This is a genomic window from Saccharothrix longispora, from assembly GCF_030852425.1.
Classification (GTDB): domain Bacteria; phylum Actinomycetota; class Actinomycetes; order Mycobacteriales; family Pseudonocardiaceae; genus Actinosynnema; species Actinosynnema longispora.
In genome coordinates this window covers 41507-68323 of sequence record NZ_NSDM01000015.1, presented here as the reverse complement: position 1 = coordinate 68323, position 26817 = coordinate 41507, and the positions used below count along the sequence as shown (strand labels likewise).

Here is a 26817-nt window from a genome sequence, read left to right as displayed (position 1 = left end):
GCTGCCACGGTGGGTGCATGACCTACGTCCTCGACCCGACCGGCCGCGACCTCCAGGGGGAGGCGGCGCGGCTGCGCGAACTCGGCCCGGCCACCCGCGTGGAACTGCCGGGCGGCCTCACCGCGTGGTCCGTCACCGGCATCGACGTGCTGCGTCGACTGCTCGCCGACCCCCGGATCTCCAAGGACGCCCGACGGCACTGGACCGCCTGGGCGGCGGGGGAGGTGCCCGAGGACTGGCCGCTGCACCTCTGGGTGTCCGTGCGGAACATGTTCAACGCCTCCGGTGACGACCACCGCAGGCTGCGCTCGCTGGTGTCGAAGGCGTTCACCCCGCGCCGGGTGGAGTCGCTGCGGCCCGAGGTGGAGCGGATCGCGACGAGGCTGCTCGACTCGCTCGACGCCGGTGGGGACACCGCCGACCTGCGCGAGGCGTACGCGAACCCGCTGCCCATCGAGGTGATCTGCCTGATGCTGGGCATCCCCGACCGGACGCGCCCGGAGCTGCGCGCCCTCGTGGACGCCGTCTTCGACACCACGCCGGCCCCGGAGAGCGCGCCGGCCAACCGGGAACGGCTCTACCGCACGCTCGGCGAACTGGTCGAGGCCAAGCGCGCCACCCCCGGCGACGACCTGATCAGCGGGTTGATCGCGGCGCACGACCAGGACGACGGGAGCCTGACCGCGACCGAACTGGTGGACACCCTCGTCCTGCTGATCTCCGCCGGGTACGAGACGACGGTGAACCTGCTCGACCACGCCGTCGTCGCGCTGCTCACCCACCCCGACCAGCTCCGGCTGGTGCGGACGGGCGAGCGGGGCTGGGGTGACGTGGTGGACGAGACGCTGCGCTGGCAGGCGCCCGTGGCGAACCTGCCGCTGCGCTACGCCGTCGAGGACGTGGAGGTCGGCGACGTGGTGATCCGGCGCGGCGAGGCGATCCTGGCCGCGTTCGCGGGCGCGGGCCGCGACCCGCTGCACCACGGGCCGACGGCCGACGAGTACGACCTGACCCGGCCGGACAAGGCGCACCTGGCGTTCGGGCACGGCGTGCACTACTGCCTCGGCGCCCCGCTGGCCCGGTTGGAGGCCGAGGTGGCCCTGCCCGCGTTGTTCGCGCGGTTCCCGGACCTCGCCCCGGCGGTGCCGGTGGAGGACCTGCGGCCGGTCCGCTCGTTCATCTCCAACGGCCACCTGGAGCTGCCCGTCCGCCTGCGCTGACCGTTCCCGGACTTGCCGGGAGTGGTCCGGGTCACTACCGTCCTCGACAAAGGTGAATCCCTTTCGCGTACGTCGGGAGTGGGAATGCGGAGCACACGCCGGTCACTGGTGTCCAGCGCGCTGGTCGGGGCCTTGGTGCTGGTCGGGTTGCCCGCGGCCGGCGCGCAACCCGGCCCGGCCGCGCCCTACCTGGTCGGGCGGGGGATCTCGGACGTCACCGGGCCCGCCGCCGAGAACGGCATGATGGGCTACTCGTCGTTCGACCAGAAGACCACCGGCATCCACCAGCGGCAGCGGTCCCGCGCCTTCGTCGTGGTCGACCAGGCCACCGGCAAGCGCGTCGCCTACGTCAACGCCGACCTGGCGATGGTCTTCCGCGCCGTGCAGGAGGCCGTGCTGTCCCGCCTCCAGGCCCGCTACGGCGCCACGTACACGCGCGAGAACCTGCTGCTGTCCGCCACCCACACCCACGCCGGACCCGGCGGCTACTCGCACAACCTCGCCTACAACCTGTCGGTCCTCGGCCTCCAGAAGCAGACCCTGGACGCCATCGCCGACGGCATCACCGAGTCGGTCGTGGAGGCGCACGAGGACCTCAGGCCCGGCACCATCACGCTCGGCCGCGGACAGCTCACCGACGCCAGCGTGAACCGCTCGCGCACCGCGTTCGACCGCAACCCGGCCGCCGACAAGGCCCACTTCCCGAACGCCGTCGACCCGTCGATGACCGTCCTCAGGTTCCGCCAGGGCACCACCGACGTCGGCGCGATCAGCTGGTTCGCCACCCACAACACGTCGATGACCAACAGGAACACCCTGATCAGCCCGGACAACAAGGGGTACGCGTCCTACCGGTGGGAGCACGACCACCACGGCGTGCGCTACCTCGACGACCGGCCCGGGTTCGTGGCCGCGTTCCCCAACACCAACGCGGGCGACATGTCGCCCAACCTCAACCTGAGGCCCGGCTCGGGTCCCACCGAGGACGAGGTCGAGAACACCCGGATCATCGGCGAGCGCCAGAACCGCGAGGCCCAGCGGGTCTTCGCCGGCCCGCAGGCCGCAGTCACCGGATCGGTGGACTCCCGGATGCGGTTCGTCGACATGTCGGCGGTCGCCGTGGACGGCCGGTTCACCACCGACGGCCGCCCCGGCACCACGTGCTCCGGCGTGGTCGGCGCGTCCACCCTGGCGGGCAGCGTCGAGGACGGCCCGGCGATCCCGCTGTTCCACGAGGGCATGGCCAGCCCGTGGAAGGCGCTGTTCGAGCCCTTGCAGGTCGAGGTGCCGCAGTGGCTCAAGGACTGCCAGTACCCGAAGGCGTCGCTCGTGCCCACCGGCCTGATCGGCGCGACCCCGAACGTCGTGCCGCTCCAGGTGGTCAAGATCGGTCCGCTGCACCTGGTCGCGGTGCCCGGCGAGGTCACGATCGTGGCCGGCCTGCGCATCCGGCAGTCGGTGGCGGCGGAGGCGGGCGTGCCGCTGGAGAACGTGCTCGTGCAGGGCTACGCCAACGACTACGCCCAGTACGTGACCACCCCGGAGGAGTACGACCTCCAGCAGTACGAGGGCGGCTCGACCCTGTTCGGCCGCAACACCCTGCCCGCCTACGAGCAGGAGTTCGGCAAGCTCGCCGCGTCGCTGCGCACCGGCGCCGCCCTGCCGCCCGGCCCGACGCCCGGCACGCCGCCGTTCACCGGCATCAACCTCCAGACCGGCGTGGTGTTCGACGACAAGCCGATCGGCACGTCGTTCGGCCAGGTGCGCACCGAGCCCGCCGCCTCCTACACCCGCGGGCAGACCGCCGCGGCGGTCTTCGTCACCGGCCACCCCAAGAACGACCTGCACCGCAACGGCACGTTCCTGGAGGTGCAGCGCCTGGTGGACGGCCGGTGGACCCGGCACGCCGACGACGGCGACTGGTCCACCCGCTACCGCTGGCAGCGCGAGGGCATCGCGAACTCCACGGCCACCCTCACGTGGGCGATCCCGGCGGACACCCCGGCCGGCACCTACCGCATCGTCCACCACGGCGACTGGAAGAGCGGCTGGACCGGGGCGATCACCGGCTTCACCGGCGCGACCAGGAGCTTCACGGTCGGCTAGTGCGGCTCCCGCCCTCCCCGCCGGCGGAACTACGATCCACTTCCGGATTCGGTACCGGCAAGGGGGAAGCGCATGGGCGGGGTGGGGATCGGCGCCGGCAAGGTGGTCGTGAACAGGGCGATGTCGCTGGACGGCTTCATCGCCGGTCGCGGCCACGAGATGGGCTGGGTCGGCGAGCACCTGACCCCGGACACGTTCCCGGAGGTCATGGCGGCCGCGGGCGCCATGCTCGTCGGCCGGGGCACCTACGAGGTCGCCAAGCGCATGGCCGCCCAGGACACCCCCTACGACGGGGGACCGCAGTTCGTCCTCACCCACGAACCCCCCGACGAGCCGGACCCCACCGTCACGTTCCTGACCTGCGGGGTCGAGGAAGCCGTCGCCACGGCCCGCGCCGCCGCCGGCGACAAGGACCTGGAGGTCCTCGGCGCCGACGTGGCGGCCCAGTGCCTGGAGCGCGGCCTCGTCGACGAGATCCTGGTGTACGTCGTCCCGGTGCTGCTCGGCGACGGCGTCCGCTTCACGCCCCCGAGCCTCGACCGGATCGACCTGGAACCCCTCGACAACACCCGGTCGGGTGACATCACGATGCTCCGCTTCCGCGTGCGGAAGTAGGCGCGACCCGGCGACCCGGCGCGACCCGGCCGCCGGGTCGCGTCAGCCCTCCCGGTCGAGCGGACCCCACGGCGTGGCGGCGGTGGCCAGGACGAGGCGTTCGCACTCGGCGAGCACCTCGTCCGTGATCCACCCGATCGGGCGGTGGCGGTCGACCAGCGGCTCGTTGTCCGGGCCCCGGCCGACCTCGGTGCCCTCCAGCACCCACGGCCGGGTGCCCGTGCTGCGGCGCTCCCGCAGGTGGCGGTAGTCGTGCAGGCGGCGGGCCACCCACAGGCGCAGCGGCCGGTCACCCCACCAGGGCTCCACGGCCAGGGCGTTCGCGGACAGGCCGGGCAGCGCGAGGCCGGTCAAGCCGTCCCGGCTGCACCGGCCGCCGTCCGCGTCCGGGCCCAGCGACCAGCGGACGAACAGGTCGGCGCCGTTCCGCTGTGCGACGAGGGCCACGAGGTCGTCGAGGTCGGCGAAGGTGCGCATGGCCCGGGGGTAACCAGGGGACGGCGGTTCGAACTCCCGATTCCGGGTACGCGATCACCATGACCGATTCGACCACCACGGCACGCGAGTCCCTGTGGACCGCGGCGATCGCCGGGAGCCGGCACCCCGCACTGACCTCCGAGGAGACGGCCGACGTGGCCGTGGTCGGCGGCGGCATCACCGGGGTGACCACCGCCCTGCTGCTCAAGCGCGCCGGCCTGCGCGTCGCGCTGATCGAGGCCGGCCTCGTCGGCAGCGGCGTCAGCGGCAACAACACCGCCAAGGTGACCGCGCTCCAGTCCACCCAGTACTCCACGATCGTGAAGCGGCACGGGGAGGACGCCGCGGCCGTCTACGCCGCCGCCAACCGGGCCGGCGTCGAGATGCTCGAGACGATCGTCGCGAGGGAGGGCGTCGACTGCGACCTGCGCCGGCTGCCCGCCTACACGTTCGCGTTCACCAACGACGAGGTGCCGTCCGTCGAGGAGGAGTTCGGCGCGGCGCAGGCGGCCGGGCTGCCCGTGGTGCGCGACCGGGGCGAGAAGATGGGCGTGCCGTTCCCCGTGGCGGCGGCCGTGCGGCTGGACGACCAGCTCGCCATCCACCCCGTCAGGTACGTGCGCGCGCTCGCCGAACTGGTCGACGGCGGCGGCTCGAAGGTCTACGAGAACAGCCGCGTGCTGCGCGTGGAGGACGGAGACCCGGTCCGGGTGCGCACCGAGGGCGGCGTGGTGGTCGCCAACCGCGTGGTCATCGCCACCCACTACCCGATCCTCGACCGCGGCCTGTACTTCGCGCGGCTGGAGGCGGTCCGCTCCTACTGCATCGCCGTGCGGCTGAACGCCGGCTCGCCGCCGCCCGGCCTGTCCATCAGCACGGGCACCCCGTCGTGGTCGCTGTCGAACTACCACGACCTGCTCATCGTGTCCGGGCAGAGCCACGCGACCGGCTCGGAGGAGGGCGACCCCTACGGCGAGCTGCTCAAGTTCGCCGCCGAGCACTGGGACGTCGCCGAGGTCACCCACCGCTGGTCCGCGCAGGACGCCGTGCCCTACGACCACCTGCCGATGGTCGGCCCGTACACGCCCGGCTCGGACCGCCTGTTCGGCGCGACCGGGTTCATGAAGTGGGGCCTGTCCAACGGCACCGCCGCCGCGATGCTGCTCGCGGACCTGGTGCGGGGTGAGGAGAACCCGTGGGCGGACCGGTTCAGCCCGCACCGCGTGTCGCTGAAGTCCGCCCCCACGCTGGCCAAGATGAACGCCAAGGTCGCGGTGGACCTCGTCGGCGACCGCCTCAAGCCCGCCGAGGTCTCCTCGGCCGGCGAGGTCCCCGCGGGCGAGGCGCGGGTGGTGCGCGACGGCACGGGCAAGGCGGGCGTGTACCGCGACCACGACGGCCGCGCGCACGGCGTGTCGCTGCGCTGCACGCACCTGGGCTGCCTGGTCCGGTTCAACCAGGCCGAGGTCAGCTGGGACTGCCCGTGCCACGGCTCGCGCTTCGACGTCGACGGCGAGGTCCTGGAAGGACCGGCGACCGAGCCGCTGGAACGGCGGGACCCCGCTTGAGCACGATCGGAGCGGAGGAGGAGTTCCTCCTGGTCGACCCCACGACGCTGCGCCCGGTGCCGCGCGCGGCCGAGGTGCTGGCCAGGGTCGAGGAGCTGCCGCCGGGCGCGAAGGCGCACCCGGAGCTGATGGGCACCCAGGTCGAGTTCGCCACCGGCGTGTGCGACGACCTGGACGGGCTGGGCGCGCAGCTGGTCGCCGGCCGCCGTGCGCTGGTGGGCGCGGCGAAGGCGTCGGGGCTGCGGCTGCTGGCCTCCGGGACGCCGCCGCTCGCCGACCCGGCGCCGGGGTTCGCGCCCGGTGGCCGGTACGGGCGGGTCGAGGAGCTGTTCCGGGCGCAGGTGACCGACTACCAGAGCAACGGCTGCCACGTGCACGTCGGCGTGCCCGACCGGGACACCGCCGTGCACGTGGTCAACCACCTGCGGCGCTGGTTGCCCGCGCTGCTCGCGCTGGGCGCGAACTCGCCGTTCTGGGCGGGCCGCGACACCGGCTACGCGAGCTGGCGGATCGTGGAGCAGTCGAAGTTCCCCGGTTCGGGCGTCACCCCGCACTTCGCGGACGCCGCCGCGCACGACGCCGCCGTGGCCAGGCTGGTCGACCTCGGCGTGCTGGTGGACGAGAGCCAGACGTTCTGGTTCGCCCGACCGTCGCCGAGGTACCCCACCGTGGAGGTGCGGGTCGCGGACACCGCGGCCACGCCCGGGGAGGCGGTGCTCCAGGCGGCGCTGACCCGCGCCCTGGTGGCCGCCACGCCGCCGGGACCCGCGCCGGAGCTGGACGAGCAGGTGCTGGCGGCGGCGGTGTGGTCGGCCGCGCGATACGGGCTGACCGGTGACGGGGTCGATCCGCTGACCGCGCGGCGCGTCCCCGTGCCCGAGCTGCTGGAGGCGCTGTTCGACCACGCGGCCGACGCGTTGGGGGAGGACCGCGTCGCGGTACGGTCGCTGCTCGACCGGGTGCTCGCGGAGGGCAACGGGGCGGTGCGCCAACAGCGGGCCGGTTCGCCCGAAGCGGCGACGATCACGTGCATCGAGGCGGGAACTGGGTAGTCCACCCGCATGACCACTGTGGACCGGGCCGTCGAGTCGGCCGTGCTCCCCGCGCCGCGCGGGCCGTTGTCGGAAGCAGTCCTCGACGCCCTGCGCGGCGCGCCGCCCGCCGTCGCCCTGCCCTCGTCGGTCGCGGCCGACCCGTACGGCGAGGACCTCCAGCTCGCCCTGCACCTGTGCTACGAACTGCACTACCAGGGCTGGGCCGGCGTCACGGACGAGTGGGAGTGGGACCCGGAGCTGATCCGGTTCCGCGGCCTGCTGGAGACGGTGTTCCTCGACGCGCTGCGCGCCGACGTGCCGGGCGGCGCCGACATCACCGGTGTGCTCGACGAGCTGCTGGTGGAGCCGGTCGACGGTTCCGGCGTCAGCCACTTCCTCAAGGACCGGGGGGAGTGGTGGCAGGTGCGCGAGTACTTCGCCCTGCGCTCCATCTACCACCTGAAGGAGGCCGACCCGCACGCCTGGGTGATCCCCAGGCTGCGCGGCCGGGCGAAGGCGGCGCTGGTGGCCGTCGAGTTCGACGAGTTCGGCGGCGGTCGGGCGGATCGGATGCACTCGCGGCTGTTCGGGGACCTGCTGCTCGGCGCGGGCCTGTCCGACGACTACCTGGGTTACCTGGAGAACGCGCCCGCGGTCGTGCTCGCCACCGTCAACCTGATGTCGCTGTGCGGGCTGCACCGCTCGCTGCGCGGCGCCCTGGTCGGCCACTTCGCCGCCGCCGAGATCACCACCGCGCCCAGCGCCGCCCGGGTGGCGAAGGCGCTGGAGCGGATGGGCGCGCACCCCGACTGCGTGGAGTTCTTCACCGAGCACATCGAGGCGGACGCGGTCCACGAGCAGATCATGCGGCGCGACGTGATCGGCGACCTGCTCGACCGGGAGCCGGAGCTGACCGGGTCCGTGGTGTTCGGCGTGCAGGCCACCGAACTGCTGGAGGCACGCCTGGGCGAGCACCTGCTCGGCGCGTGGCAGGAGGGGCAGACGGCGTTGCGCCTGCCCCTCCCCGAGGAATCCGCCTAACGGCGTTTGCGGTGGCTCGTGTCGCAGAACGGGTAGCGCTTGCTGCGGCGGCACGAGCACACCGCGACGACGAACCGGTCGGACTCGACCAGCGTCCCGTCGTCCAGTTCCACCTCGACCGGTCCCTCCACCAGGAGGGGCCCGCCGGGCACCACGGTCACCTTGCGCGAGTCACGCCGCGTCGGCACGGACCACCACCAGTTCCTCCTCCGTCTGCCCCGGCGCGATGAGCCCCTGCTCCTCCAGCCACCGCGCCCGCCCGCGCATCACCGGTCCGAAGGGAATGGTGCGGCGCGCGACGACCGACGCCTTGAGCCCGCCGCCGCGCAACTGGTGCAGCGTGGTGTCCGAGTCGCACAGCGTCGAGTGCACGATCAGCCCGACCCCCTTGTCCGCCAGCAACAGCGGCATCACCGCGCACAGCCGGTCGAGCACCGCACGGCCCCGACGGCCCGCGTCCCACGCCCGCTCCGGTCCGCTGTCGGGCACCCCGGTGCTCGGCACGTACGGCGGGTTGGCGGTGATCAGGTCGTAGGGGTCCTCGCCGACGAGGTCGCCGAAGTCGCCGTGCCGGGCCTCGACCCGGATGCCGCGCACCGCGCCGTTCACCCTGGCGGCCAGCACGGCGCGGCGGCACCGGTCCACCGCCGTCACTTCTCTCGCACCGGCGCGTGCGGCGGCGACCGCCAGCGCGCCCGTACCCGTGCACACGTCCAGGGCCCGTCCACCCGGCGGGACGCCCGCGTCGGCCAGGGCCTCGACCATCAGCCACGTGTCGTCCTGCGGCCGGTAGACCCCCGGCGGCCTCCACATCCACATAGGAGTGTGGTTCCCACCATCTCCGCCGGCAAACGGTCCGGGCGCACCGGGATTCGCCGGCGCGGGACCGGGAACCCTCCGGTCCCGGACGGCGCGGGAGGGACGAGGCCGGAGAGGGAGGTGCCCATGGGTGTCGTCGACGGTGCCCGGGCCATGGCCCGGGAGCAGGTGCTGCTGGCCGTGCTCGGCATCCCGCGCCTGCTGTCCCACGCGGCCTGGCGCGACGCCGACCCCGGCCAGGGGCGCGGCACCGGTGTGCTGCTGGTGCCCGGGTTCGGCTTCGGCGACCTCAGCCTGCGGCTGACCCGCACCTGGCTCGCCCGTCGCGGCTACGTGCCGATCGGGGCGCGCATCGGCCTCAACGTCGGGTGCACCACCGCGCTGGTGGACCGCCTCGAACAGCGGCTCGAAGCGCACCACGAGGCCACCGGCGGCCCGGTGGTCCTGTTCGGCCAGAGCCGCGGGGGAGGACTGGCCCGCCTCCTGGCCGTGCGCCGCCCGGAACTGGTGCGCGGCATCGTGATGCTGGCCAGTCCCGTCCTGGACACCCTCGGCGCGCACCCCAGCGTGGTCCGCGTGGCCCGCACCCTGGCCCGCCTCTCCGCCGCCGGCCTGCCGGGCCTGCTGGACGAGGACTGCTTCGCCGGGCCGTGCTACGACACCAACTCCACCGCCATGGCCGATCCGCTGACCGTGCCCGCGCTGGCGTTCTCCTCGTGCAACGACGTCATCGCGCCGCCGGAGCTGTGCGCCGACCCGTGCGCCGAGTGCGTCGAGCTCGGGAGCACGCACACCGGCATGGCCCTGGACCCGGGCCTCTACGAGCTGCTCGCACCGCGCCTGGCGGAGTGGGCGGCGGCCCGGGAGCCGGTGTCGCCGGCGCGCTGACGCGGGCACGTGCGACGATCACGCCGTGGTCGAACCACCCGCCCGGCTCGTCGCGTTCGGCAACCGGGACCCCGGCGAACGGGGCGTGGGAGGTGCCCGGGTGGTCGCGCCGGGTGAGTCGTCGCCGACCTCGGTGCGGCCCAGCGGCGTCGTGGAGAACGTCCAGCTCCGCGCGTCGGGGTGCGCGGTCAGGGCTGCTCGGGCGGCTGGTGGCGCTGATCCGTTCGCATGAGGAGTTGGCCGCCGGTCTCGTCGCGGCGACCCCGACGCACGACGATCGGGCGCCGGAACTGCTGCTCAGGTGGGCTCGGGTGGCCCTCGGCTTCGGCGGCGAAATGGTACCACTGGTCCCTATTGCTTCAGTGTGGGCAAAAAATGATCCGAGTGCCCGACAGACCTCGCTCGCCGAGCACGACGACGGCCCCGACGTGGTGACGGTCCACCGGGACGACGTACATCTGCTCGCGGCCTCGTGAAGTCCGTTGAACGCGCAGGGGGCGGGTGTGCCCTGCGCTGGGGTATGTCGTCGCACGGGCAGGTGTCGCGCGTGGCGAGAGTGCGTCAACAGTTCGTCGGTTGGTCAACAATGTTCGGTGATCATTCACTCTGAAGTGTTGTTTTTCGTGCGATCCTCCCCGAGTGCGGCCACCCTGCGACGCCGCACTCGGGGAGGAGACACCTCATCGTGCGATACAAATCCCTGCTGCATCCCCTTGCCGTTGTCGCGTCCGTCGTGGTGGTCGCCACCGCCCTGCTGGTCCCGAGCACCGCGGCCGGTGCCGCTCCGATCACGGTCGCCCAGGCGATCGGTCAGCAGAACGGCGTGTCGGCCACCGTGCGGGGTTACGTGGTGGGGCAGCCGACCGCCACCAGCACCGTGGTGCGGTCCGGTTTCCCGTCCGACTACGCGCTGGCCCTGGCGGATTCGCCGGGGCAGACCGCCACCGGTCAGATGCTGTACGTGCAGATCACGTCGTCGTTCCGCGCCCAGTGGGGGTTGAGGAGCAACCCGTCGCTGTTGGGGCGGCAGGTCGACGTGACCGGTCCGTTGGGGGCGTACTTCTCGCACGCCGGGCTGACGTCGCCGACGGCGTTCGCGTTCGCGGGCACGTCGCCGACGAGCACCACCACGGTCCGGCCGACGACCACGACGTCCGCTCCCGGTGGCGGCTACGACGACACCTACTACCGCACGGCGATCGGCAAGTCCGGGACGGCGCTGAAGACGGCGCTCAACGGGATCGTCAGGACCCAGACCAAGCTGAGCTACGACCAGGTGTGGGAGGCGTTGAAGGTCACCGACCAGGACCCGGCCAACAGCGCCAACGTGATCCTGCTGTACTCGGGGCGGTCCCAGGCCAAGACGACCAACGGCGGCAACGCGAACGACTGGAACCGGGAGCACGTCTGGGCCAAGTCGCACGGTGACTTCGGCACGGCGACCGGGCCGGGCACCGACGTGCACCACCTGCGGCCGGAGGACGTGTCGGTCAACGCGAACCGGGGCAACAAGGACTTCGACACGGGTGGTTCGGCGGCGGGCGAGGCGCCGGGCAACTACACCGACGCCGACTCGTGGGAGCCGCGCGACGCGGTGAAGGGCGACGTGGCGCGGATGCTGTTCTACATGGCGGTGCGCTACGAGGGCGGTGACGGCTGGCCGGACCTGGAGATGAACAACGCCGTGAACAACGGGACCGCGCCGTACCACGGTCGTCTGCCGGTGCTGCTCCGGTGGAACGCCCAGGACCCGCCGGACGCGTTCGAGAAGCGGCGCAACCAGGTGATCTACGAGAGCTTCCAGCACAACCGCAACCCGTTCGTCGACCACCCGGAGTGGGCGACGTCGATCTGGGGTTGAGCCGTTTCGCGGTCCGCCCGGTCCTCGCTGCGCGGGGGCCGGGCGGTCCTGTTCTCCGGTGATCGCCCGGTCGAGTGGCGGGGTGGGTGTTCAGAGGTCGGCGCAGGCGGTGGTCAGGGCGTTGTGGACGGTGGTGACGTCGGTCGGTCGGGTGCGCCAGTTGCTGAACGCGGCGCGCAGCGCCGGTTGTCCCTTGTGGACGGTGGTGGTGAGGAAGGTGTCGCCCGTGGCGGCGATGCGGTGCGCGGCTTCGGCGACGCGTTCCCTGGTGGGGTCGTGGGCGAGGGTGAAGCAGACGACGTTGAGGAGGACGGGGGAGAGCAGGCGCAGGGTGGGGGTCCGGGCGATGCGGTCGCCCAGGTCGCGCGCCAGGGCGGTGCAGCGCTCGACGATGTCGCGGTGGCCGTCGCGGCCGTAGGCGGTGAGGGTGAACCAGGTGGCCAGGGCGCGCAGGCGGCGCGAGTTCTCCGGGGTCAGGTGGACGAAGTCCGGGTTGTCGGTGGGCTGTCCGAGGTAGGGGGCCGCGTTGCGGAAGACCTTCAGCTGGAGGTCGCGGCGGCGGGTGAACTGGACGGCCGAGTCGTAGGGGACGTTGAGCCACTTGTGCAGGTCGACGCACACCGAGTCGGCGTCGGCGAGGCCGTCGACCAGGTGTGCGTGCCGTGGTGACAGGGCGGCGAACCCGCCGAACGCGGCGTCGACGTGCAGCCAGAACTTCTTCCGCGACCGCAGGTCCACCAGTGCGCGCAGGTCGTCGAAGTCGACCGTGTCGACCGTGCCCGCGTTCGCCACGACGATCGCGGGTGTGCCGTCGAGCTCGTCGGCCAACCGGTCGACGTCGATCGCCTCGCGGCCGGGCAGGGTGGGCACCGGGCGCAGGCTGTCGCGGCCCAGGCCGAGCACGGACAGCGCCTTGGACACGCTGGAGTGCGCGGCTCCCGAGTGCACGCGCACCGGTCCGAGCGCGCCGACGCCCTCGTCGGCCACGGACACCCCGAGCTGTTCGCCGAGCCACTCGCGGGCCACGGCGAGGCCGACGAGGTTGGACGTGGTCGCCCCGCTGACGAACGCGCCCGAGTGCTCCTCGCCCAACCCGAACAGGGCGGCGAGCCACCGCACGGTCTCGCGTTCCAGGTCGGGGGCCGACGTGCCGTCCGAGGCGGCCGGGTTCTGGTCGAACGCCGAGGTCAGCCAGTCGCCCGCGATCGAGGCGGGGGTGCTGCCGCCGGTGACGAACCCGAGGTAGCGGGGGCCGGCGGCGGCTGAGAAGCCCGGTGCCCACCGCCGGTCGAACAGGTCCAGCGCGCCCGTGAAGCCGATGCCCGCCTCGGGCAGCGGGGATGGTGCGACCGGTGCGGCCCGTACGACGGGGCGCGTGGGCAGACCGGTCAGCACCGACGCGGCGTAGCGGCTCGTCGTGTCCAGCAGGTCGGCCAGGTCGTCCAGCACGGTGGCTCCAGTCGCGGGGGAGGGGTGGACGACGAGGACCCTAGGTGTGGTCGGAGGGGTGTGTCCCGGTCCACTTCGTCGAAACCGGACACCTACCGCATCGCCGACCAGCCGATGACCAGCAGCGTCGCCCACGTGGCGACGAAGGGCAGGGGCCACGGGGCGAGCAGCACGAGGACGAGGATGACGACGGTGGACAGGGCCGATCCCACGGTCAGGTCGGTCCGCCGCCGGACGACGGTGATCGTCGGGCCCGGATCGTGCTCCCCGTGGCGCGGTCTGGCCCGTCGGACCCGCCGAGCCGCGCGACCGGTTTCGGCCCGGCGGCTGGGCCGAGGGCGTTGTCGCGGTGACACCGGGCGGTGGTCGGTGGAATTCGCGTGCGGCGCGCACCAGTGCGTGAACTCCGTGACCGCGCCCATTCACCGTGGAAAGCGGGTCACCGCAACCGGGCCGCCACCCGGCCGGGCGTCGATTCACCCCGTGCGGCGGGCACGACGGGCTCCGCGCAGATGTTCTTGGCCACCGACAGCAACTGCACCACGTCCGTGGCGAACGCGAACCCCCGCGCGTGCTGGTCGCCGGAACCGTGGAACAGCCGGTAGGCGCGGATCACCCATTCGGTCATCGCGTCGTCCCGCATGATCTCGTGCGCGCGGTGCCCGTTCACGAGCACCGTGAGCTGCGCGTGGTCGTCCTCGTCGCTGACCGCGAAGTGCCCGACCGCGCTGCCCCGCTCGAACTCCACGGTGATCCGCCGCTCCCGCACCGGCGAGGTCAGGTCCGAGCTGATCTCCGTGCGCACCCCGCTGTTGTGCCGCAGCCCGATGCGCGCGCCGCCCATGCGGGGCACCACCACGTCGTCCACGACCAGGTCGAACCCGGCCGCGTGGGTCACCCGGGCGCTGCCCGCCAGCCGCAGCGCCAGGCCGACGCCGTGCGGCAGCTCCACGTCGAACGCGGTCGACTGGTCCGGCACGGACAGCGTCCGGCGGAACCGCGGCTTGTTCAGCTCCATCGACACCGACCGCGGCTCGCCCATCGATCCGCCGCGCACCAGGCCCACCAGCCGTTCGGCGAGCACGCTGGTCAGCCACGGCTCGGCCACCGCGACCCGCAGGCCGTGGCGGCGGCGCAGCCGGATGACCCGCGCGAGGTCGTCGGTGTCCGCGGCCAGCGGCTTCTCCACGACCACGTTGCGGAACCCGCGCTCGGCCAGCTCCGCGACCACCTCGGCGCGCACCGCCGGCGGTGTGCACACGTGCGCCACCGCGTCACCGGGGTCGAGCAGCGCGGCGGCCTCCGCGAGGCTGCCGACCACCGTCACGCCGGGCAGTTCGGCGAGCGGTCGGCGGGGGTCGCACGCCACCACCGGCCGGTCGTCGAACAGCTGCCGGACAGAGGCTCGTGCCCTGGCCAGCGCCGGGAGGTGCAGTTCCGCACCGGCTCGGCCCAGACCCACGACGAGTGTGCGCACCAGATGAGCCCCGTCTTGTCTCGAAGGCACCGTGAATAGCGATCGAATTGATCCGGTCCGACGTTGTCCCAATCGCGCCCGGACTGTCAACACGCACCCGGCGAGTTGACCAGGAAGAGTGAACTACCCGGTGTGCGGAGGCCCCGCAGGTCACCTGCCATACGCTCGGCCCCGGAACGACGACCGCGGAGGTGAGTGCGCTGAACGTTCCATTCTTTCCGCAATCGGCGCCATTTCCCGAGGCGTCCGCCGATAAGCGCGGGGCGCATTGTCCGGCCACGCGAGAACCCGGGAGGTCCGCATGACGGCCCAGATCACCCGCAGGGCCCCGGCGCGCGCCGCCGTCCCGTGGGCCGGGCCGGTGGACCTGCCGCTGGCCGGCGAACTCGACGTCCAGGCCGCGTGCGGCCTCATGCACGTCCACGGCCGCCGCTTCGGCCGCCCCACGCCCCTCGGCCTGGACTACGCCTCCGTCGTCGCCGCCGAACTCGCCGCCACCGGCGCCGCCGCGGCCGGCCTCGGGCACCTGCGCGGCCTGCCCCCGCGCGTCGCGCGCACCTCCGTCGCGCAGGCGGCGCTGCTCGCCGTCTCGCCCTACCTGGCCGCCGCCACCGCCGACGACCCCGAGGGCCCGTTCCACGTCGGCGGCCCCCCGTTCGTATCGGCCGACGGCGTCGCGTTCGAGGTCGAGACCACCGACGCCGACGCGTGGTGCCGCTTCTGGACCGCCGCGGGCGTCGCCCCCGACACCGCCCGCGCCGCCTGGCGGCCCTACGCCGCCCGCCACGCCACCGCCACCTGCCCGCTCCCGCCCGGCCTCACCGCCGTCGCCGCCCGCACCCCCGTGGAGTTCCTCGAACGCACCGCGACCACCGCGCGCGTGCCCCTGGTCCGCGTGTCCCACCGGACCGTGGACCACGTCCCGCCGCACGACCTGCGCCCCCACGCGGCCCCCGCGCCGCACCCCCTGCGCCCCGCGACCGACCACCTGCCGCTGTCCGGCCTCGTGGTCCTCGAATCGTGCACCCGCGTGCACGGCTCCCTCGCCGGCCAACTCCTGCGGCACCTGGGCGCCACGGTCATCCGCGTCGAACCACCCGGCGGCGACCCCCGACGCGACGCCGCACCCCGCGCCGCGGGCGTGTCCGCCCACTTCCACGCCCTCAACCACGGCAAGCGCTCGGTCTGCGTCGACCCGGCCACCGTCGCCGGCCGCCGCGAACTGCTCGACCTGGTCGCCGCCGTCGACGTCCTGCTGCACGACTGGTCGCCCGCCGCCGCGCCCCTGCGCCCCCGTGACGCCGCGCGCGTCCACCCCGGCCTGGTCCAGGCCCACGCCGCCACCCACCTCGACACCCCGCCGCACGCCGCCGGCGAGTCCGCCGCCCAGGCCCGCGCGGGCGTCCCCGGCTCCCTCGTGACGATCGTCGAGACCTACGGCGCCGTCGTCTGCGCCCACGGCGTGGTCGACGCCCTGACCCGCCGCGCCACGACCGGCGCCGGCCACACCCTCACCGCGCCCCTGCTGGGCGCGGCTTCCCGCCTGAACAGCCGCGCCGCCCGCCGGGACACCGCCCCGCGCACCGCCGAGGTCTGCACGGACCTCGCCGCCCTCGCCCGCGACGACCGCTTCGCCCGCGCCCTCACCCGTGACGGCTGCGTCGTGCCCACCTCGCCGTGGGAGTTCACGTGACGGAACCTCCACTCCCCGCTGTGCCACCGTCATCGGATGGCGCGTGCACGTCTCGTCCGCCTGCGGTGACCTGGAGGAGCACCGGGAGGTCGTCCCCGGGCAGGACACGTCGGTGCCGAGCCGGGTGACGGTGTCGCGGTCCACCGACCGTTGGACCGGGACCTCCTCGTGGAGGAACACCCGAGGGTGCCGGACGTGCTGGAACTCGCCCGTCGGGTATCGCACGACCGTGGGGCAGAATCCGGTGGGTGAGCACCAACTGGGCAGGTAACGTCACGTTCTCCGCCACCCGCACCGAGCACCCCGGCTCGGTCGACGAGGTCCGTCGGCTCGTGGCCGGCGCGAGGACCGTGCGCGCCGTCGGCACGGGCCACTCGTTCAGCCGGATCGCCGACACCACCGGCACGCAGGTCGCGCTCGACGCCATGCCCGAGGTGTTCGAGGTCGGCGACCGGGCCGTCCGGGTCGACGCCGGCATGCGGCTGGCGCGCCTCGCGGAGTTGTTGCAGGCCAGAAGGCTGGCGTTGCCCGCCATGCCGTCGCTGCCGCACATCTCGGTCGCCGGCGCGACCGCCACCGCCACGCACGGGTCCGGAAACGACGTCCCGTCGCTGGCGAGCCTGGTGCGGCGGGTGGAACTCGTCACCGCCGAGGGGGAACCGGTCACCTTCGCCCGGGGCGAGGAGGGCTTCGACGGGGCCGTGGTGGCCTTCGGCACCCTGGGCGTGGTCACGCACGTGGAGCTGGAGGTGGTGGACACCTTCGACGTCGAGCAGCGCGTGTACGACGACGTGCCCCTCGACGCGCTGGCGGAGGACTTCGACGCGATCTTCGGCAGCGCCTACAGCGTCAGCGCCTTCACCGGCTGGAACGGCCGGGCGCGGGTGTTCGCCAAGCACCGGGTGGGTGACGAGCGCAGGCCCCTGCGGGTGGGGCGGGACGCGCCCGAGGCCCGGCACCCCGTGGAGGGGCAGCCGCCGCACCGCTGCACCGCGCAGCTCGGCGTGCCCGGACCGTGGCACGAGAGGTTGCCGCACTTCCGGGCCGACTTCCTGCCCAGCGTCGGCGAGGAGTTGCAGGCGGAGTACTTCGTCCCGCGCGAGCACGCCGGGCGGGCGCTGCGGGCGCTCGAGGGGCTCCGCGACGAGCTGGCGCCGTTCCTGCTGACCTCCGAGATCAGGACGGTCGCCGCCGAGACCCAGTGGATGAGCATGGTGCACGACCGGCCCAGCGCGGCGTTCCACTTCACCTTGCGACCCGACGAGGTCGGGGTGCGGGCGGTGCTGCGCCGCGTCGAGGAGGCGTTGCTGCCCTTCGACCCCCGGCCCCACTGGGGCAAGGTCACCGAGCTGCCGGACGTGGCCGGCCGGTACCCGCGCGCACGGGATTTCGCCGAGTTGCGCGCACGGCTCGACCCGACCGGGAAGTTCCGCGACGACGCCGTCGACGGGCGCTTCACCGGATGAGCGCGCGGCGGTGGTGAGAGCGGCGCCGACCTCCGCGGAACGAGGCGCCGCGGGGGTCGGGAAGGGCGCGGGAAGGGGTGGGCCGGACATCCGGCCCACCCCGGCGACGACCCCGGCGTCCCGCTGCGACCGGCCCCGTCACAACCGCGCGAAGCGGCGCAGCGCCTCCAGGTCCGGCACCACCACGTCGCGGCGCAGGTGGCTGACCACCACGCCGGCCTTGCGCAGGTCCGCGAACGCCTTCTCCGCCGTGCGCGGCTTCATCCCGGCGATCGAGGCCAGCTCCACCTTGGTCAGCGGGATGCCCAGCACCCAGCCGCCGACCTCCTGCCTGCCGTGCGCGCGCACCATCTCGGCCAGCACCCGCGCCACCCGCTCCGACGCGGTGTGCGACAGGAAGTCGCGCCGCCGCCGGTTGGCCCACCGCAACTGGTCGTCGATCACGCCGATCAGCTCCACGAACCCCTCGTTGCGGCGGTGCAGGAAGCTGTGCAGCTCCGCGCTGGTGATCAGCTTCGCCACCACGTCGCCGCAGGTCACCACGGTCGCCGAGCGCGGCTTGTGGTCCATCGCCGCCATCTCGCCCACCAGGTCGCCCGCGACCCGCACGGTCAGCACCGCGGTGTCCCCGGTCTCGTCGGCGACCATGACCTTGACGATGCCGTCGAGCAGCAGGAACGCGTGCGTGTCCTTCGCGTCCTGGACGATGATCTCCCGGTCGGCGGCGTAGCGCACCGTCGTGCCGAGGTTAATCAGCTCCTGGCGGCTGGTCTCGCGCAGCCGCGCCAGCAGGGTGCCCGCCGGCCACTCCGGGGTGACCGCCCCCGTCGGCTGCCGCGCCGCGGGGGAGGAGGGCTTCGCGGTGGCCAGCGAGCGGCCGGCGTCGGCGAACGAGGCGTAGCCGCGCTCGAACGACGGGTCCGGCCCGACGCCCGACAGCAGCGCCTCGCACGCCCGCCGCTGCTCGTCCAGCGCCGCCACCGCCGGGTGGTCCGCGCCCAGCGCCGCCACCGACCGGCCCGCCGCGTCGCGCACCACGTCCAGCAGCCGCTGCGTCTGCGCCCGCGTGCCCTCCACGTGCGCCAGCTCCAGCTCCGCCGACGCCAGGTTCGCCGTCGCGATGACCGCGTGCGGGTGGTCCGAGCCGAGCCTGGTGGCCGTCCGGTCGGCGGCGGTGCGCAGGCTGCTCAGCGCGGGTCTGGCCCGCTCGACCGACCGGTGCGCCCGCGCCAGCTCGAACTCCGCCGACGCCAGGTTCGCCTGCGCCACCACCGCCCTGGGGTGGTGCGCGCCCAGCGCGTTCAGCGCCCGGTCCGTCGCCTCGCGCAGGTCGGTCAGCGCCTCCGCCAGCTCCTCGGTGTCGGCCTGGTCACGGGCGATCCGGAACCGCGCGCACATCAGGCCCAGCCGCGCCACCACCGTCTGCGGGTGGTTGACGCCGAGCACCGCCGCGTTGCGCTGCAACGCCAGCTCCAGGGCACCGGTCCCGGTGGCCTGCGCGCGTTCGAACGCCACCGCGACCGCGCCGACCGCGACCGGGTCGGGGGAGGGCTCCAGGAAGTCGCCGACCACCTGGCGCGGGGGAGCGCACCGCCCGAACACCGTGCCCGGCACCCGCCGGTGCGCCGACCGCACGACCGGGGACCCGCCCCTCCCCCGAGGTTCGCCCCGGCCGCGGGCCACCGCGACCAGCGCCTGCTGGTCGCGCACCCGGGCCGCCTCGGGACTCGTCGGGTCCACCAGGGCGAGCATCGAGATCAGCAGCGCGTCCGCGGCGTCGGCCGAGCCGAGCCGGGTCAACGACGACGCGCAGCGCAGCAGCCGGTCCACGTCACGCCGCGCGCTCGGCGCGTCCAGCGAGCGCGCCAGCTCCACGGCCAGGCGCCTCGCCGCAGCCCGGTCGGGTGCGGAACGTGACAAGACTGCTTCCAGTTCGGCCATTCGGCTGTTCATCCGGCACCCCAGGTGGTTGCTCGGTCCGCGACGGTGCGGTTCAGGCGTTCGGACGCAGTGCTCCGTCGTTCGGGTGCGGTCACTCGTACCGCCGGAGTGGAATCGTCGTCCATAGCGGCGATATCGGTTGCATCGGGCATTCGTTAGCGCATCCCGTGACATCGTTACGGTACGAATGGTCGGATGATTCGAACTAATCCGCAAAAGTGCGGAAAACCGGGCGAGCGGCCAGGCGGTTCCGTCTTCGGGTCCGCAAGATTGCCGTCGAGAACCGACGAGTTCCGTTACCGGGCGGACCGCAGGTGGGAACATTCACGGAACCGGTCACCGGGTGATCATGCCAACCCTTCCCGTCGCCCTCGTCGGGGATGTCCCCGGCGGGCGGCGGGTGCCCCGGCGCGATCACGACGACGTGAACAGCTTCACCCGAAAGGGGGGCGAACGCGGAGGGGACCGCGCCCCGCCGGCGGGACTAACGTGGGGCGCGTGCCGACCGGAGGAAGGTGCAGGCCGTGCCCACCGCGAACCACGTGCCCGGCGTCCCGAGCTGGATAGACCTCGGCAGCCCGGACGTCGCCCGCGCCGCCGAGCACTACCGCGGCGTGTTCGGGTGGACCTTCCACCCGCTCGGGCCGCACGCCGGCGAGTACGGCGTGTTCCGGCACGACGGCCGCACGGTGGCCGCCGCCGGACCACTCACCGGGGACGACGCGCGGTCGGCGTGGACGGTGTACTTCCAGACCGCCGACGCCGACGCCACCGCGGCGGCCGTCGCCGAGGCGGGCGGCGAGGTGCGCGTCGACCCGTTCGACGTGTTCACCAACGGGCGCATGGCGCAGCTCACCGACCCCGGCGGCGCGGACTTCGCGATCTGGCAGCCCGGCGACACCGCCGGCCTCGACGAGGTCGCCGCACCGGGCTCCCTGGGCTGGGTCGAGCTCCAGACCCCCGACCCGGCGGGCGTGCACGACTTCTACCGCGCCGTGTTCGGCTGGACCGTCACCACGGTCCCCGCCGCCGCCGACGACGGCGCGTACACCGTGTTCACCCTGGAGGACGAGGCCGAGGCCATCCCGTTCGGCGGCGTCGCCGACCTCCAGGAGGGCGAGCGGGCGCACTGGCTGCCCTACTTCGAGGTCGCCGACACCGACGCCGCCGTGTCGCGCAACGCCGCCCTCGGCGGACGCGCCGTCCTGCCCACCGCCGACCTCGCCGGCGTCGGTCGCATGGCGTGGCTGGAGGACCCGTTCGGCGCGCGCTGCGCGGTCGTCACCAGTTCGCCCGCCTGACCGCCGCCGCCCGACCGCCGTCACCGGACCGGTCCGATGGGCCGCGATCGTGCACGCGTGCCGTTCCGCCCCTGTGAAGCACGAGCCCGGACGGGGACCCGGGCGCGTCGCGCCGTCGCCCACCCGCACGGGGGCACCTCGCGGGAGCAGTGCAGGTGGAGCCGCGCGGGACCGGCCGGGACGGGTGCCGCGGCGACGCCGGTCCGACGTTCACAGCCCGGCGCCGCACCGCACCCGGAACGGTCCCGCGACGACGTTCGGCGTTCCGGGTACCGCAGCGGAACACGTGGCTTCGTTCCGCGCCGGACCTTTGTGAGGCATCCTTCGGTATCCGATGACCCCCCGTTCGGCGGTGACGCGTTCCGGGGACGGGCCCTGTCGGCCGTGGTCGATGTCGGCCGACTGTCACGATGACCATGGACGCAGGAGGCGGTCGATGACTGTTGCCCACGACGACCCCCACGTCGCGCGGCTCGCCGAACAGATGGCGCTGCTCGTCGCCGACGAGGTGGGAAACCCGCTCGACCTGCACGAACAGCTGGTCGAGCTGGCCGTGGCCAACTCACCCGACGTCGCCCGGTACTGGAAGCAGGTGGGTCACGGGGTGGGCGTCCCCGACGCCGCCTACAAGGACGGCGGACCCCACCTGTTCCCCGACGCGCCCGTGGCGCGGGTGTTCCGCACCAGCGGCACCACCGGCAGCGCGCGCGGCGTCGTCCGCTACACCGCGCCGGGGCTGGAGCTCAAGGCCATCGCCCTCCGCGCCCGCGCCCGGCGCGTCATCGACACCGAGCCGGTCAGGCCCGTGGTGGTGGCCTTCGCGCCCACCGAGGAGGCCGCGCCCGACATGGCGATCGCCTTCGACATGGCCCGCATCCTGGAAGCGTGCGGCGACCCGCGCCTCAGCACCGCCGTCGTCGGCGCGGACGGCGTCGACTTCGGGCTGCTGGAGTCGCGCCTGGACGCCGCCGTCGCCGAGGGCCTGCCCGTCGTCCTCCTCGGCGGGACCTTCGCGTTCGTCAACATCTGCGACGCCCTCGACGCGCGCGGGAGGAGCTGGCGGCTGCCGCCGGGCTCGGCGGTCTACGAGGGGGGCGGCTTCAAGGGGCGCTCCCGCGTCATGAACGTCGCCGACCTGCGCGCCACCGTCGGCCGGGTCTTCGGCGTCGAGCGGTTCGTCAACATCTTCGGCATGACCGAGCTGGCCAACCAGCTCTACGACGCCGCCGACACCCCCGTGGGGCCGCTCGGCGAACGCCCCAAGGCCTCCCACGTCGCCGGCGGCCCCAAGGTCCGCGACCCCCGCACCCGCGAGTACCTCGCCGAGGGCACCGGCCTGCTGGAGATCACCGACCTGTCCGTCCTCGACCGGCCGCACGTGCTGCTCACCGGCGACCTGGGCATCGCCACCCACGAGGGCGTCGCCATCGCCGGCCGCATCGCGGGCAGCACCAGCCGGGGCTGCTCGCTCACCCTCGACGCGATGACCGGAGGTGCCGCGTGAGCGTGTCGTGGACCCCGCGGTGGATGCCGCCCGGCGAAGCGCAGTTCGTCCTGCGCTCCGGCGAGCACGAGTGGCGCGGCGCCAGGCCGACCGACTGGGCCGCCGTCGGCGAGGGCCTGCGGGCCGCCCGCGAACGGCTGCGCGCACTGCCCGTGCGTCGCATCGTCGAGGCGATCGACACCGCCGCCGAGCGGTGGGCCAAGCGGGACCTCGCCGAGCGCCGCGCCGCCGTGCGCGACGCCGCCCTGGTCACCGGCATGTCCGAGGAGACCATCGACCGCGCCCTGGACGCCGAGCTGGGCAACCTGCGCGCCGAGTCCCTGCTGGCCGCCCTGGAGCGCGAACTGGGCGACCCCGAGGTGCTCGACGGGTTCCGCGGCGGCACCACCGCGATCGGCCCGCGCACCGTCCTCGCCGTGTTCTCCGGCAACGTGCCCGGCCTGCCCGCCCGCTCGCTGGTGCGGGCGCTGCTGGTCAAGGCGAGCGTGATCGCCAAGGTCCCGGCCAAGGAGCCGCACTTCACCGCCGCGTTCCTGCGCACCCTGCACGACGTCGAGCCGGTCCTGGCCGACGCCGTGGTCGCCACCTACTGGGACCGCGACGACCACGCGTCCCTCGACGCCGCGCTCGGCCAGGCCGACGCGGTCATCGCCTACGGCGGCGACGAGGCGTGCTCCGCGATCCGGGCCAGGGTGCTGCCGCACCAGGTCTACGAGGAGCACGGCCACAAGCTGTCCTTCGGCGTGGTCAGCGACGCCTACGTGGAGCTGCACGGCCCCGCCGAGGTCGCCCGCCGCATCGCCGCCGACTGCAGCGACTTCGACCAGCACGCCTGCCTGTCCCCGCAGGTCTACCTCGTGCAGGCCGGGCACGCCCGCGCGGTGGCCCGGCACCTGGCCGACGCCATGCGCCGCGCCGCCGCCGACAGCCCGCCCGGCGCGATCGACGTCCACGACGCCGCCGCGCTCCAGCGCCGCAGGCTGGTCGCCGAGTGGCGGGCCGCGACCACCGACGACAGCGAGGTCTGGTCCCCCGACGGGCTGGAGTGGACGGTCGTGCTCGACGACGTGCTGCTGCCGCTGAGCGGATCGGGCAACCGGGTGGCGCGGATCGTGTCCGTCCCCGACCTGGACGCCGCGGTGGAGCACGTGCGCCCCTACGCCGAGCACCTCCAGAACTGCGGCCTCGGCGCGGTCGGCGAGGAGGCCCTGCGGGTCGCCGGCGAGCTGGCCCGACTGGGCGTGAGCCGGGTGTGCGCGCCGGGCGCGATGACCAGGGCGGGCTTCACCTGGCTGCACGACGGCCTGCCGCGGATCGCGGGCCTCGTCCGCTGGTGCGACGTCGAGCTGCACCCGGAGCTGGAACCCGCCACGAGCTGAGGCGGGCACGCGGAACACCGCCGCGCCCCGCGTGCGAACGCGGGGCGCGGCCCCACCCGGAGGACGAGGACGTGCCCCCACGACAGGACGTGCCCGGAACGGTCACCGGTGCGCGGCGGGCGCTGGCCGACGCCGTGCGGTTCGTCCGCGGCGCGGGCACGGCGGAGGCGCTGGCCCGCGTGCCCGGCGCACCGGCGGGGCTGGCGCGCCACCTGGAGTTCACCCACGCCGCCCTCGCGGTCACCGGCGACGACGTGCGCGACGTGGTCGACGCGCTGGCCGGGCTGGGCGGCGCGGTGCACGACCCCGGCGAGGCGCACGTCGTGCGCGGCCGGGTCGAGGGGTGCCCGCGCGGGGTGGAGGTGGCGGTCCTGCCCGGGCCCGCGGCCGACGGGCACCGCCTGGTGTTCACCGCCACCACCGACGACGACGTGCTGCTGCGCGGCGTGCACGCGACGCTGCTCGACGCGGGCCTGCGCCCCGACGGCGGCGACCACGACGGGGACGCCACCTCGCTGCGCTTCCGCGGCCCGACCGACGTGGAGCTGCGGCTGCCCGGCCGGCGGCCCGCCCTGCTCACCCGGCACACCGGCCCGCCCGACCGGCCCCAACGCGCCATGCTCGACCTGATGACCGGCGCCTGGCGCACCCGCGCCGTGGCCGCGGTGGCCGAACTCGGCGTGGCCGACCTGCTCGTCGACGGGCCGCGCACCACCGCGGACCTGGCCGCGCGCACCGGGGCGCTGGAGAGCCGGCTGCACCGGCTGCTCGCGTTCCTCGCCGCGCTCGGCGTGTTCCACCGCGACGGCGACCGGTGGTCGCTCACCGACGTCGGCGCGATGCTGCGCCGCGACGCGGAGGGCTCGCAGCGCGACCTCGCCCGCATCTACGGCGGGCTGTTCTACCACTCCTTCACCGGCCTGGAGCACACCGTGCGCGCCGGCGGCAGCGCGTTCGAGCACGTCTACGGCGTGCGGCCGTTCGAGCACTTCGCCGCCAACCCGGCCGACGCGCGTCTGTTCGAGGGCGCGATGGCGGCCGGCACGAGCTTCCTGGACCTGGTGCCCCGCCTGCTCGACCTGCCCGAGCGCGGCACCGTGGTCGACGTCGGCGGCGGCGACGGCCGGCTGCTGGGCGCCGTGCTGGGCGCCGGCCCCGGTCTGCGCGGCATCGTGTTCGACCGGCCGCACGTCGTGGCCGCGGGGCGGCGGGTGCTGGACGAGCTCGGGTGCGGCGACCGCGCCGAGGTGGTCGCGGGCGACTTCTTCCACGACCCGGTGCCCGCCGGGGCCGACCTGTACCTGCTGTCGCGGATCATGCACGACTGGGCCGACGAGCGCTGCGCGGTCATCCTGCGCAACGTCCGCGCGGCGATGCCCCGGGGCGCGGTGCTGGCCCTGGTGGAGCGGCCCATCCGGGAGGACCGGCCGTCGCCGCTGCCGCTGGCGTTCAACGTGCACATGATGGTCAACACCGTCGAGGGCGGCGAACGCACCACCGAGCAGCACCGGGACCTGCTGGCCGCCAACGGGCTCACCCTGGAGGACGTGCGCGACCTGCCGCTCGACATGGCCGTCCTGGTGGCCCGCGCGACCGGCTGAACCACTCCGTGTGACCGCTCTCACGGGCAGCGGGGCGGAAATCGGCTTCCTCCCCGCGCACCCGGACGACGAGGATCGGCGTCCGTGGCCGTTGTGAGCGAAACTCGTGTCTCCCGTCGTTCCCGGCCGTTCGTCCCCCTGGTGTCGGTGAGCCTGCTGTCCGGCACGGGGTACGCGCTGGTCTCGCCGTTCATGGCGCTGTTCCTGGTCAAGGAGTTGCACGCGGGCCCGTTCGCGGTCGGCGCGTTCCTGCTCGTCGGCGCGCTGGCCTCGATCGTGCTCAGCACCCTGGTCGGGCGGTTCTCCGACACCCGCGACGTCCGGCGCACGCTGATGTTCGCGGCCTCGGTGGTCGGCGCGGTGGCGTTGGCGCTGTTCGCCGTGCTGCGCGACTACTGGCTGCTGCTCGCGGTGTCGGTGACGCTGTGGGCCTTCTCGGCCTCGCACATGCCCCAGATGTTCGCCTACGCCCGCCAACTGCTGGACCGGTCGCGCTCCACCAGGGGCGCGTTCGCGATCAGCGGTCTGCGCACCACCCTGTCGGTCGCGTGGGTCGGCGGCCCGCCGCTGGGCGCGCTGCTGATGACCGCCGCCGGGTTCACCGGCCTGTTCACCGCGGCCGCCGCGATGTACGTGCTCACGGCCGTCGCCACCCTGATCTGGCTGCCCCGCCTGGGCCCGGACCCGGTGGTCACCGCCGACGTCGACCGCCGGCCCGGCCCGCGCGGCGGGTTCCTGGCGGCCTCCGCGGCGTTCGTGCTGCTCCAGGGCGCCACCGCGGTGGGCGTGGCGGCCATGCCGCTGTTCATCACCGAGGACCTCGGCGGCACGGCCGGCGACGCGGGCCTGGTGCTGGGGCTGTGCGCGGCGCTGGAGATCCCGCTGATGCTCGGCTTCGGCGCGCTCGCCGTCCGGTTCGACCACCGCGTGCTGGTGCTCGCGGGCGGCGCGCTGGCCCTGGCCTACTACTCGGTCATGGTCCTGGTCCAGGCGACCTGGCAGGTGATGGCCGCGCAGGTGCTGCACGCCGTCGTGATCTCCGCGGTGATGGGCGTGGGCATCTCCTACTTCCAGGACCTCGCGCCGGACCGCCCCGGCTACGCCACCACGCTCTACACGAACACCGCGAGGATCAGCGCCATGACCTCGGGCCCGCTGCTGGGCGCGGCCCAGCACTTCGGCTACCGCACCGCCTACGGCATCGGCCTGGTGATGTCCGTGCTCGGGCTGGCGCTGCTGCTGGCCGACCGGCGGAAGCGTCGTGGCGCGGTGCCCGAAGGGGCATGAACCGACCGTCCGGTTTGCGCTGTTCGAGCGGTTCTCCACGAAAGTCGGGTCACGACCACCCCCGCGTTGCTACACCTTCCCGGGGGAGGA

The 26817-nt window shown here is 74.0% G+C and carries 23 protein-coding genes; 17 read left to right on the top strand and 6 right to left on the bottom strand.

The window, feature by feature from the left end; all coding sequences use genetic code 11:
* The first annotated feature begins 17 nt into the window (after positions 1-17).
* The 3 genes from CKY47_RS30010 to CKY47_RS30000 all read left to right on the top strand — a co-directional run bounded on the left by CKY47_RS30010 (position 18) and on the right by CKY47_RS30000 (position 3941).
* On the top strand, positions 18-1220 hold the full coding sequence (locus tag CKY47_RS30010; protein WP_306749683.1) for a cytochrome P450 family protein: 1203 nt from the start codon (positions 18-20) through the stop codon (positions 1218-1220).
* Positions 1221-1304: 84 nt separating this feature from the next.
* Positions 1305-3326, top strand: a complete 2022-nt coding sequence (locus CKY47_RS30005) for a neutral/alkaline ceramidase (RefSeq protein WP_306749682.1) — start codon at positions 1305-1307, stop codon at positions 3324-3326.
* A gap of 72 nt (positions 3327-3398) precedes the next feature.
* Positions 3399-3941: a dihydrofolate reductase family protein gene (locus tag CKY47_RS30000; protein WP_306749681.1), complete on the top strand. Its 543-nt coding sequence runs from the start codon at positions 3399-3401 to the stop codon at positions 3939-3941.
* Between the two features lie 42 nt (positions 3942-3983).
* On the opposite strand, the gene CKY47_RS29995 is transcribed toward CKY47_RS30000, so the two are convergent.
* Positions 3984-4418 (bottom strand): DUF6098 family protein, encoded by a 435-nt coding sequence (locus CKY47_RS29995; protein ID WP_306749680.1) that lies wholly within the window; start codon positions 4416-4418, stop codon positions 3984-3986.
* Positions 4419-4477: 59 nt separating this feature from the next.
* Here CKY47_RS29995 and CKY47_RS29990 point away from each other — a divergent pair, with 59 nt between their 5' ends.
* The 3 genes from CKY47_RS29990 to CKY47_RS29980 are packed head-to-tail and all read left to right on the top strand — an operon-like array spanning position 4478 to position 8061.
* On the top strand, positions 4478-5986 hold the full coding sequence (locus tag CKY47_RS29990) for an FAD-dependent oxidoreductase (protein WP_306749679.1): 1509 nt from the start codon (positions 4478-4480) through the stop codon (positions 5984-5986).
* Entirely contained in the window at positions 5983-7038 is a 1056-nt protein-coding gene (locus CKY47_RS29985; protein ID WP_306749678.1) for a carboxylate-amine ligase, read from the top strand. Before CKY47_RS29990 ends, CKY47_RS29985 begins: the two co-directional genes overlap by 4 nt.
* Positions 7039-7047: 9 nt before the next feature.
* Positions 7048-8061: an iron-containing redox enzyme family protein gene (locus CKY47_RS29980; RefSeq protein WP_306749677.1), complete on the top strand. Its 1014-nt coding sequence runs from the start codon at positions 7048-7050 to the stop codon at positions 8059-8061.
* Here CKY47_RS29980 and CKY47_RS29975 read toward each other — a convergent pair.
* Both CKY47_RS29975 and CKY47_RS29970 read right to left on the bottom strand, forming a co-directional pair.
* Positions 8058-8249 carry a CDGSH iron-sulfur domain-containing protein gene (locus CKY47_RS29975; protein WP_306749676.1) on the bottom strand — a complete coding sequence of 64 codons (192 nt, stop codon included), beginning with the start codon at positions 8247-8249 and terminating at the stop codon, positions 8058-8060. The genes CKY47_RS29980 and CKY47_RS29975 overlap by 4 nt on opposite strands.
* Complete coding sequence (locus CKY47_RS29970; RefSeq protein ID WP_306749675.1) at positions 8233-8880, bottom strand: HemK2/MTQ2 family protein methyltransferase; 648 nt, start codon at positions 8878-8880, stop codon at positions 8233-8235. The genes CKY47_RS29975 and CKY47_RS29970 overlap by 17 nt, the downstream gene beginning before the upstream one ends.
* A 126-nt stretch (positions 8881-9006) precedes the next feature.
* On the opposite strand from CKY47_RS29970, the gene CKY47_RS29965 reads away from it, so the two are divergent.
* The 4 genes from CKY47_RS29965 to CKY47_RS37065 all read left to right on the top strand — a co-directional run bounded on the left by CKY47_RS29965 (position 9007) and on the right by CKY47_RS37065 (position 11629).
* Entirely contained in the window at positions 9007-9768 is a 762-nt protein-coding gene (locus CKY47_RS29965; protein WP_306749674.1) for an alpha/beta fold hydrolase domain-containing protein, read from the top strand.
* 25 nt (positions 9769-9793) lie between these two features.
* Positions 9794-10000: a hypothetical protein gene (locus CKY47_RS29960; protein WP_306749673.1), complete on the top strand. Its 207-nt coding sequence runs from the start codon at positions 9794-9796 to the stop codon at positions 9998-10000.
* Positions 9978-10244, top strand: coding sequence for a hypothetical protein (locus CKY47_RS29955; protein WP_306749672.1), 267 nt, complete (start codon positions 9978-9980; stop codon positions 10242-10244). Before CKY47_RS29960 ends, CKY47_RS29955 begins: the two co-directional genes overlap by 23 nt.
* Before the next feature lie 209 nt (positions 10245-10453).
* On the top strand, positions 10454-11629 hold the full coding sequence (locus CKY47_RS37065) for an endonuclease (RefSeq protein WP_371320761.1): 1176 nt from the start codon (positions 10454-10456) through the stop codon (positions 11627-11629).
* Between the two features lie 90 nt (positions 11630-11719).
* On the opposite strand, the gene CKY47_RS29940 is transcribed toward CKY47_RS37065, so the two are convergent.
* Together CKY47_RS29940 and CKY47_RS29935 are read right to left on the bottom strand one after the other, a co-directional pair.
* Positions 11720-13078 (bottom strand): pyridoxal phosphate-dependent decarboxylase family protein, encoded by a 1359-nt coding sequence (locus CKY47_RS29940; RefSeq protein WP_306749671.1) that lies wholly within the window; start codon positions 13076-13078, stop codon positions 11720-11722.
* A 439-nt stretch (positions 13079-13517) separates the two neighbouring features.
* Positions 13518-14540 (bottom strand): Gfo/Idh/MocA family protein, encoded by a 1023-nt coding sequence (locus CKY47_RS29935; RefSeq protein ID WP_306749670.1) that lies wholly within the window; start codon positions 14538-14540, stop codon positions 13518-13520.
* A 316-nt stretch (positions 14541-14856) separates the two neighbouring features.
* On the opposite strand from CKY47_RS29935, the gene CKY47_RS29930 reads away from it, so the two are divergent.
* Both CKY47_RS29930 and CKY47_RS29925 read left to right on the top strand, forming a co-directional pair.
* Positions 14857-16248: a CoA transferase gene (locus CKY47_RS29930; RefSeq protein ID WP_306749669.1), complete on the top strand. Its 1392-nt coding sequence runs from the start codon at positions 14857-14859 to the stop codon at positions 16246-16248.
* 248 nt (positions 16249-16496) lie between these two features.
* The gene (locus CKY47_RS29925; RefSeq protein ID WP_306749668.1) at positions 16497-17714 is read left to right on the top strand and encodes an FAD-binding protein; all 1218 of its coding nucleotides are present in this window, start codon (positions 16497-16499) and stop codon (positions 17712-17714) included.
* Positions 17715-17852: 138 nt separating this feature from the next.
* On the opposite strand, the gene CKY47_RS29920 is transcribed toward CKY47_RS29925, so the two are convergent.
* A complete protein-coding gene (locus CKY47_RS29920) occupies positions 17853-19634 on the bottom strand; it encodes a Crp/Fnr family transcriptional regulator (protein ID WP_306749667.1) in 1782 nt (593 codons plus the stop codon).
* Between the two features lie 545 nt (positions 19635-20179).
* Here CKY47_RS29920 and CKY47_RS29915 point away from each other — a divergent pair.
* The 5 genes from CKY47_RS29915 to CKY47_RS29895 all read left to right on the top strand — a co-directional run bounded on the left by CKY47_RS29915 (position 20180) and on the right by CKY47_RS29895 (position 26727).
* Entirely contained in the window at positions 20180-20956 is a 777-nt protein-coding gene (locus CKY47_RS29915) for a VOC family protein (RefSeq protein WP_306749666.1), read from the top strand.
* A gap of 436 nt (positions 20957-21392) precedes the next feature.
* Positions 21393-22460, top strand: coding sequence for an acyl-CoA reductase (locus tag CKY47_RS29910; protein WP_306749665.1), 1068 nt, complete (start codon positions 21393-21395; stop codon positions 22458-22460).
* Positions 22457-23839 (top strand): acyl-CoA reductase, encoded by a 1383-nt coding sequence (locus CKY47_RS29905; protein WP_306749664.1) that lies wholly within the window; start codon positions 22457-22459, stop codon positions 23837-23839. The genes CKY47_RS29910 and CKY47_RS29905 overlap by 4 nt, the downstream gene beginning before the upstream one ends.
* Before the next feature lie 71 nt (positions 23840-23910).
* Entirely contained in the window at positions 23911-25440 is a 1530-nt protein-coding gene (locus CKY47_RS29900) for a methyltransferase (protein WP_306749663.1), read from the top strand.
* A gap of 93 nt (positions 25441-25533) precedes the next feature.
* On the top strand, positions 25534-26727 hold the full coding sequence (locus CKY47_RS29895; protein ID WP_306749662.1) for a sugar efflux transporter: 1194 nt from the start codon (positions 25534-25536) through the stop codon (positions 26725-26727).
* The last annotated feature ends 90 nt before the right edge of the window (positions 26728-26817 follow it).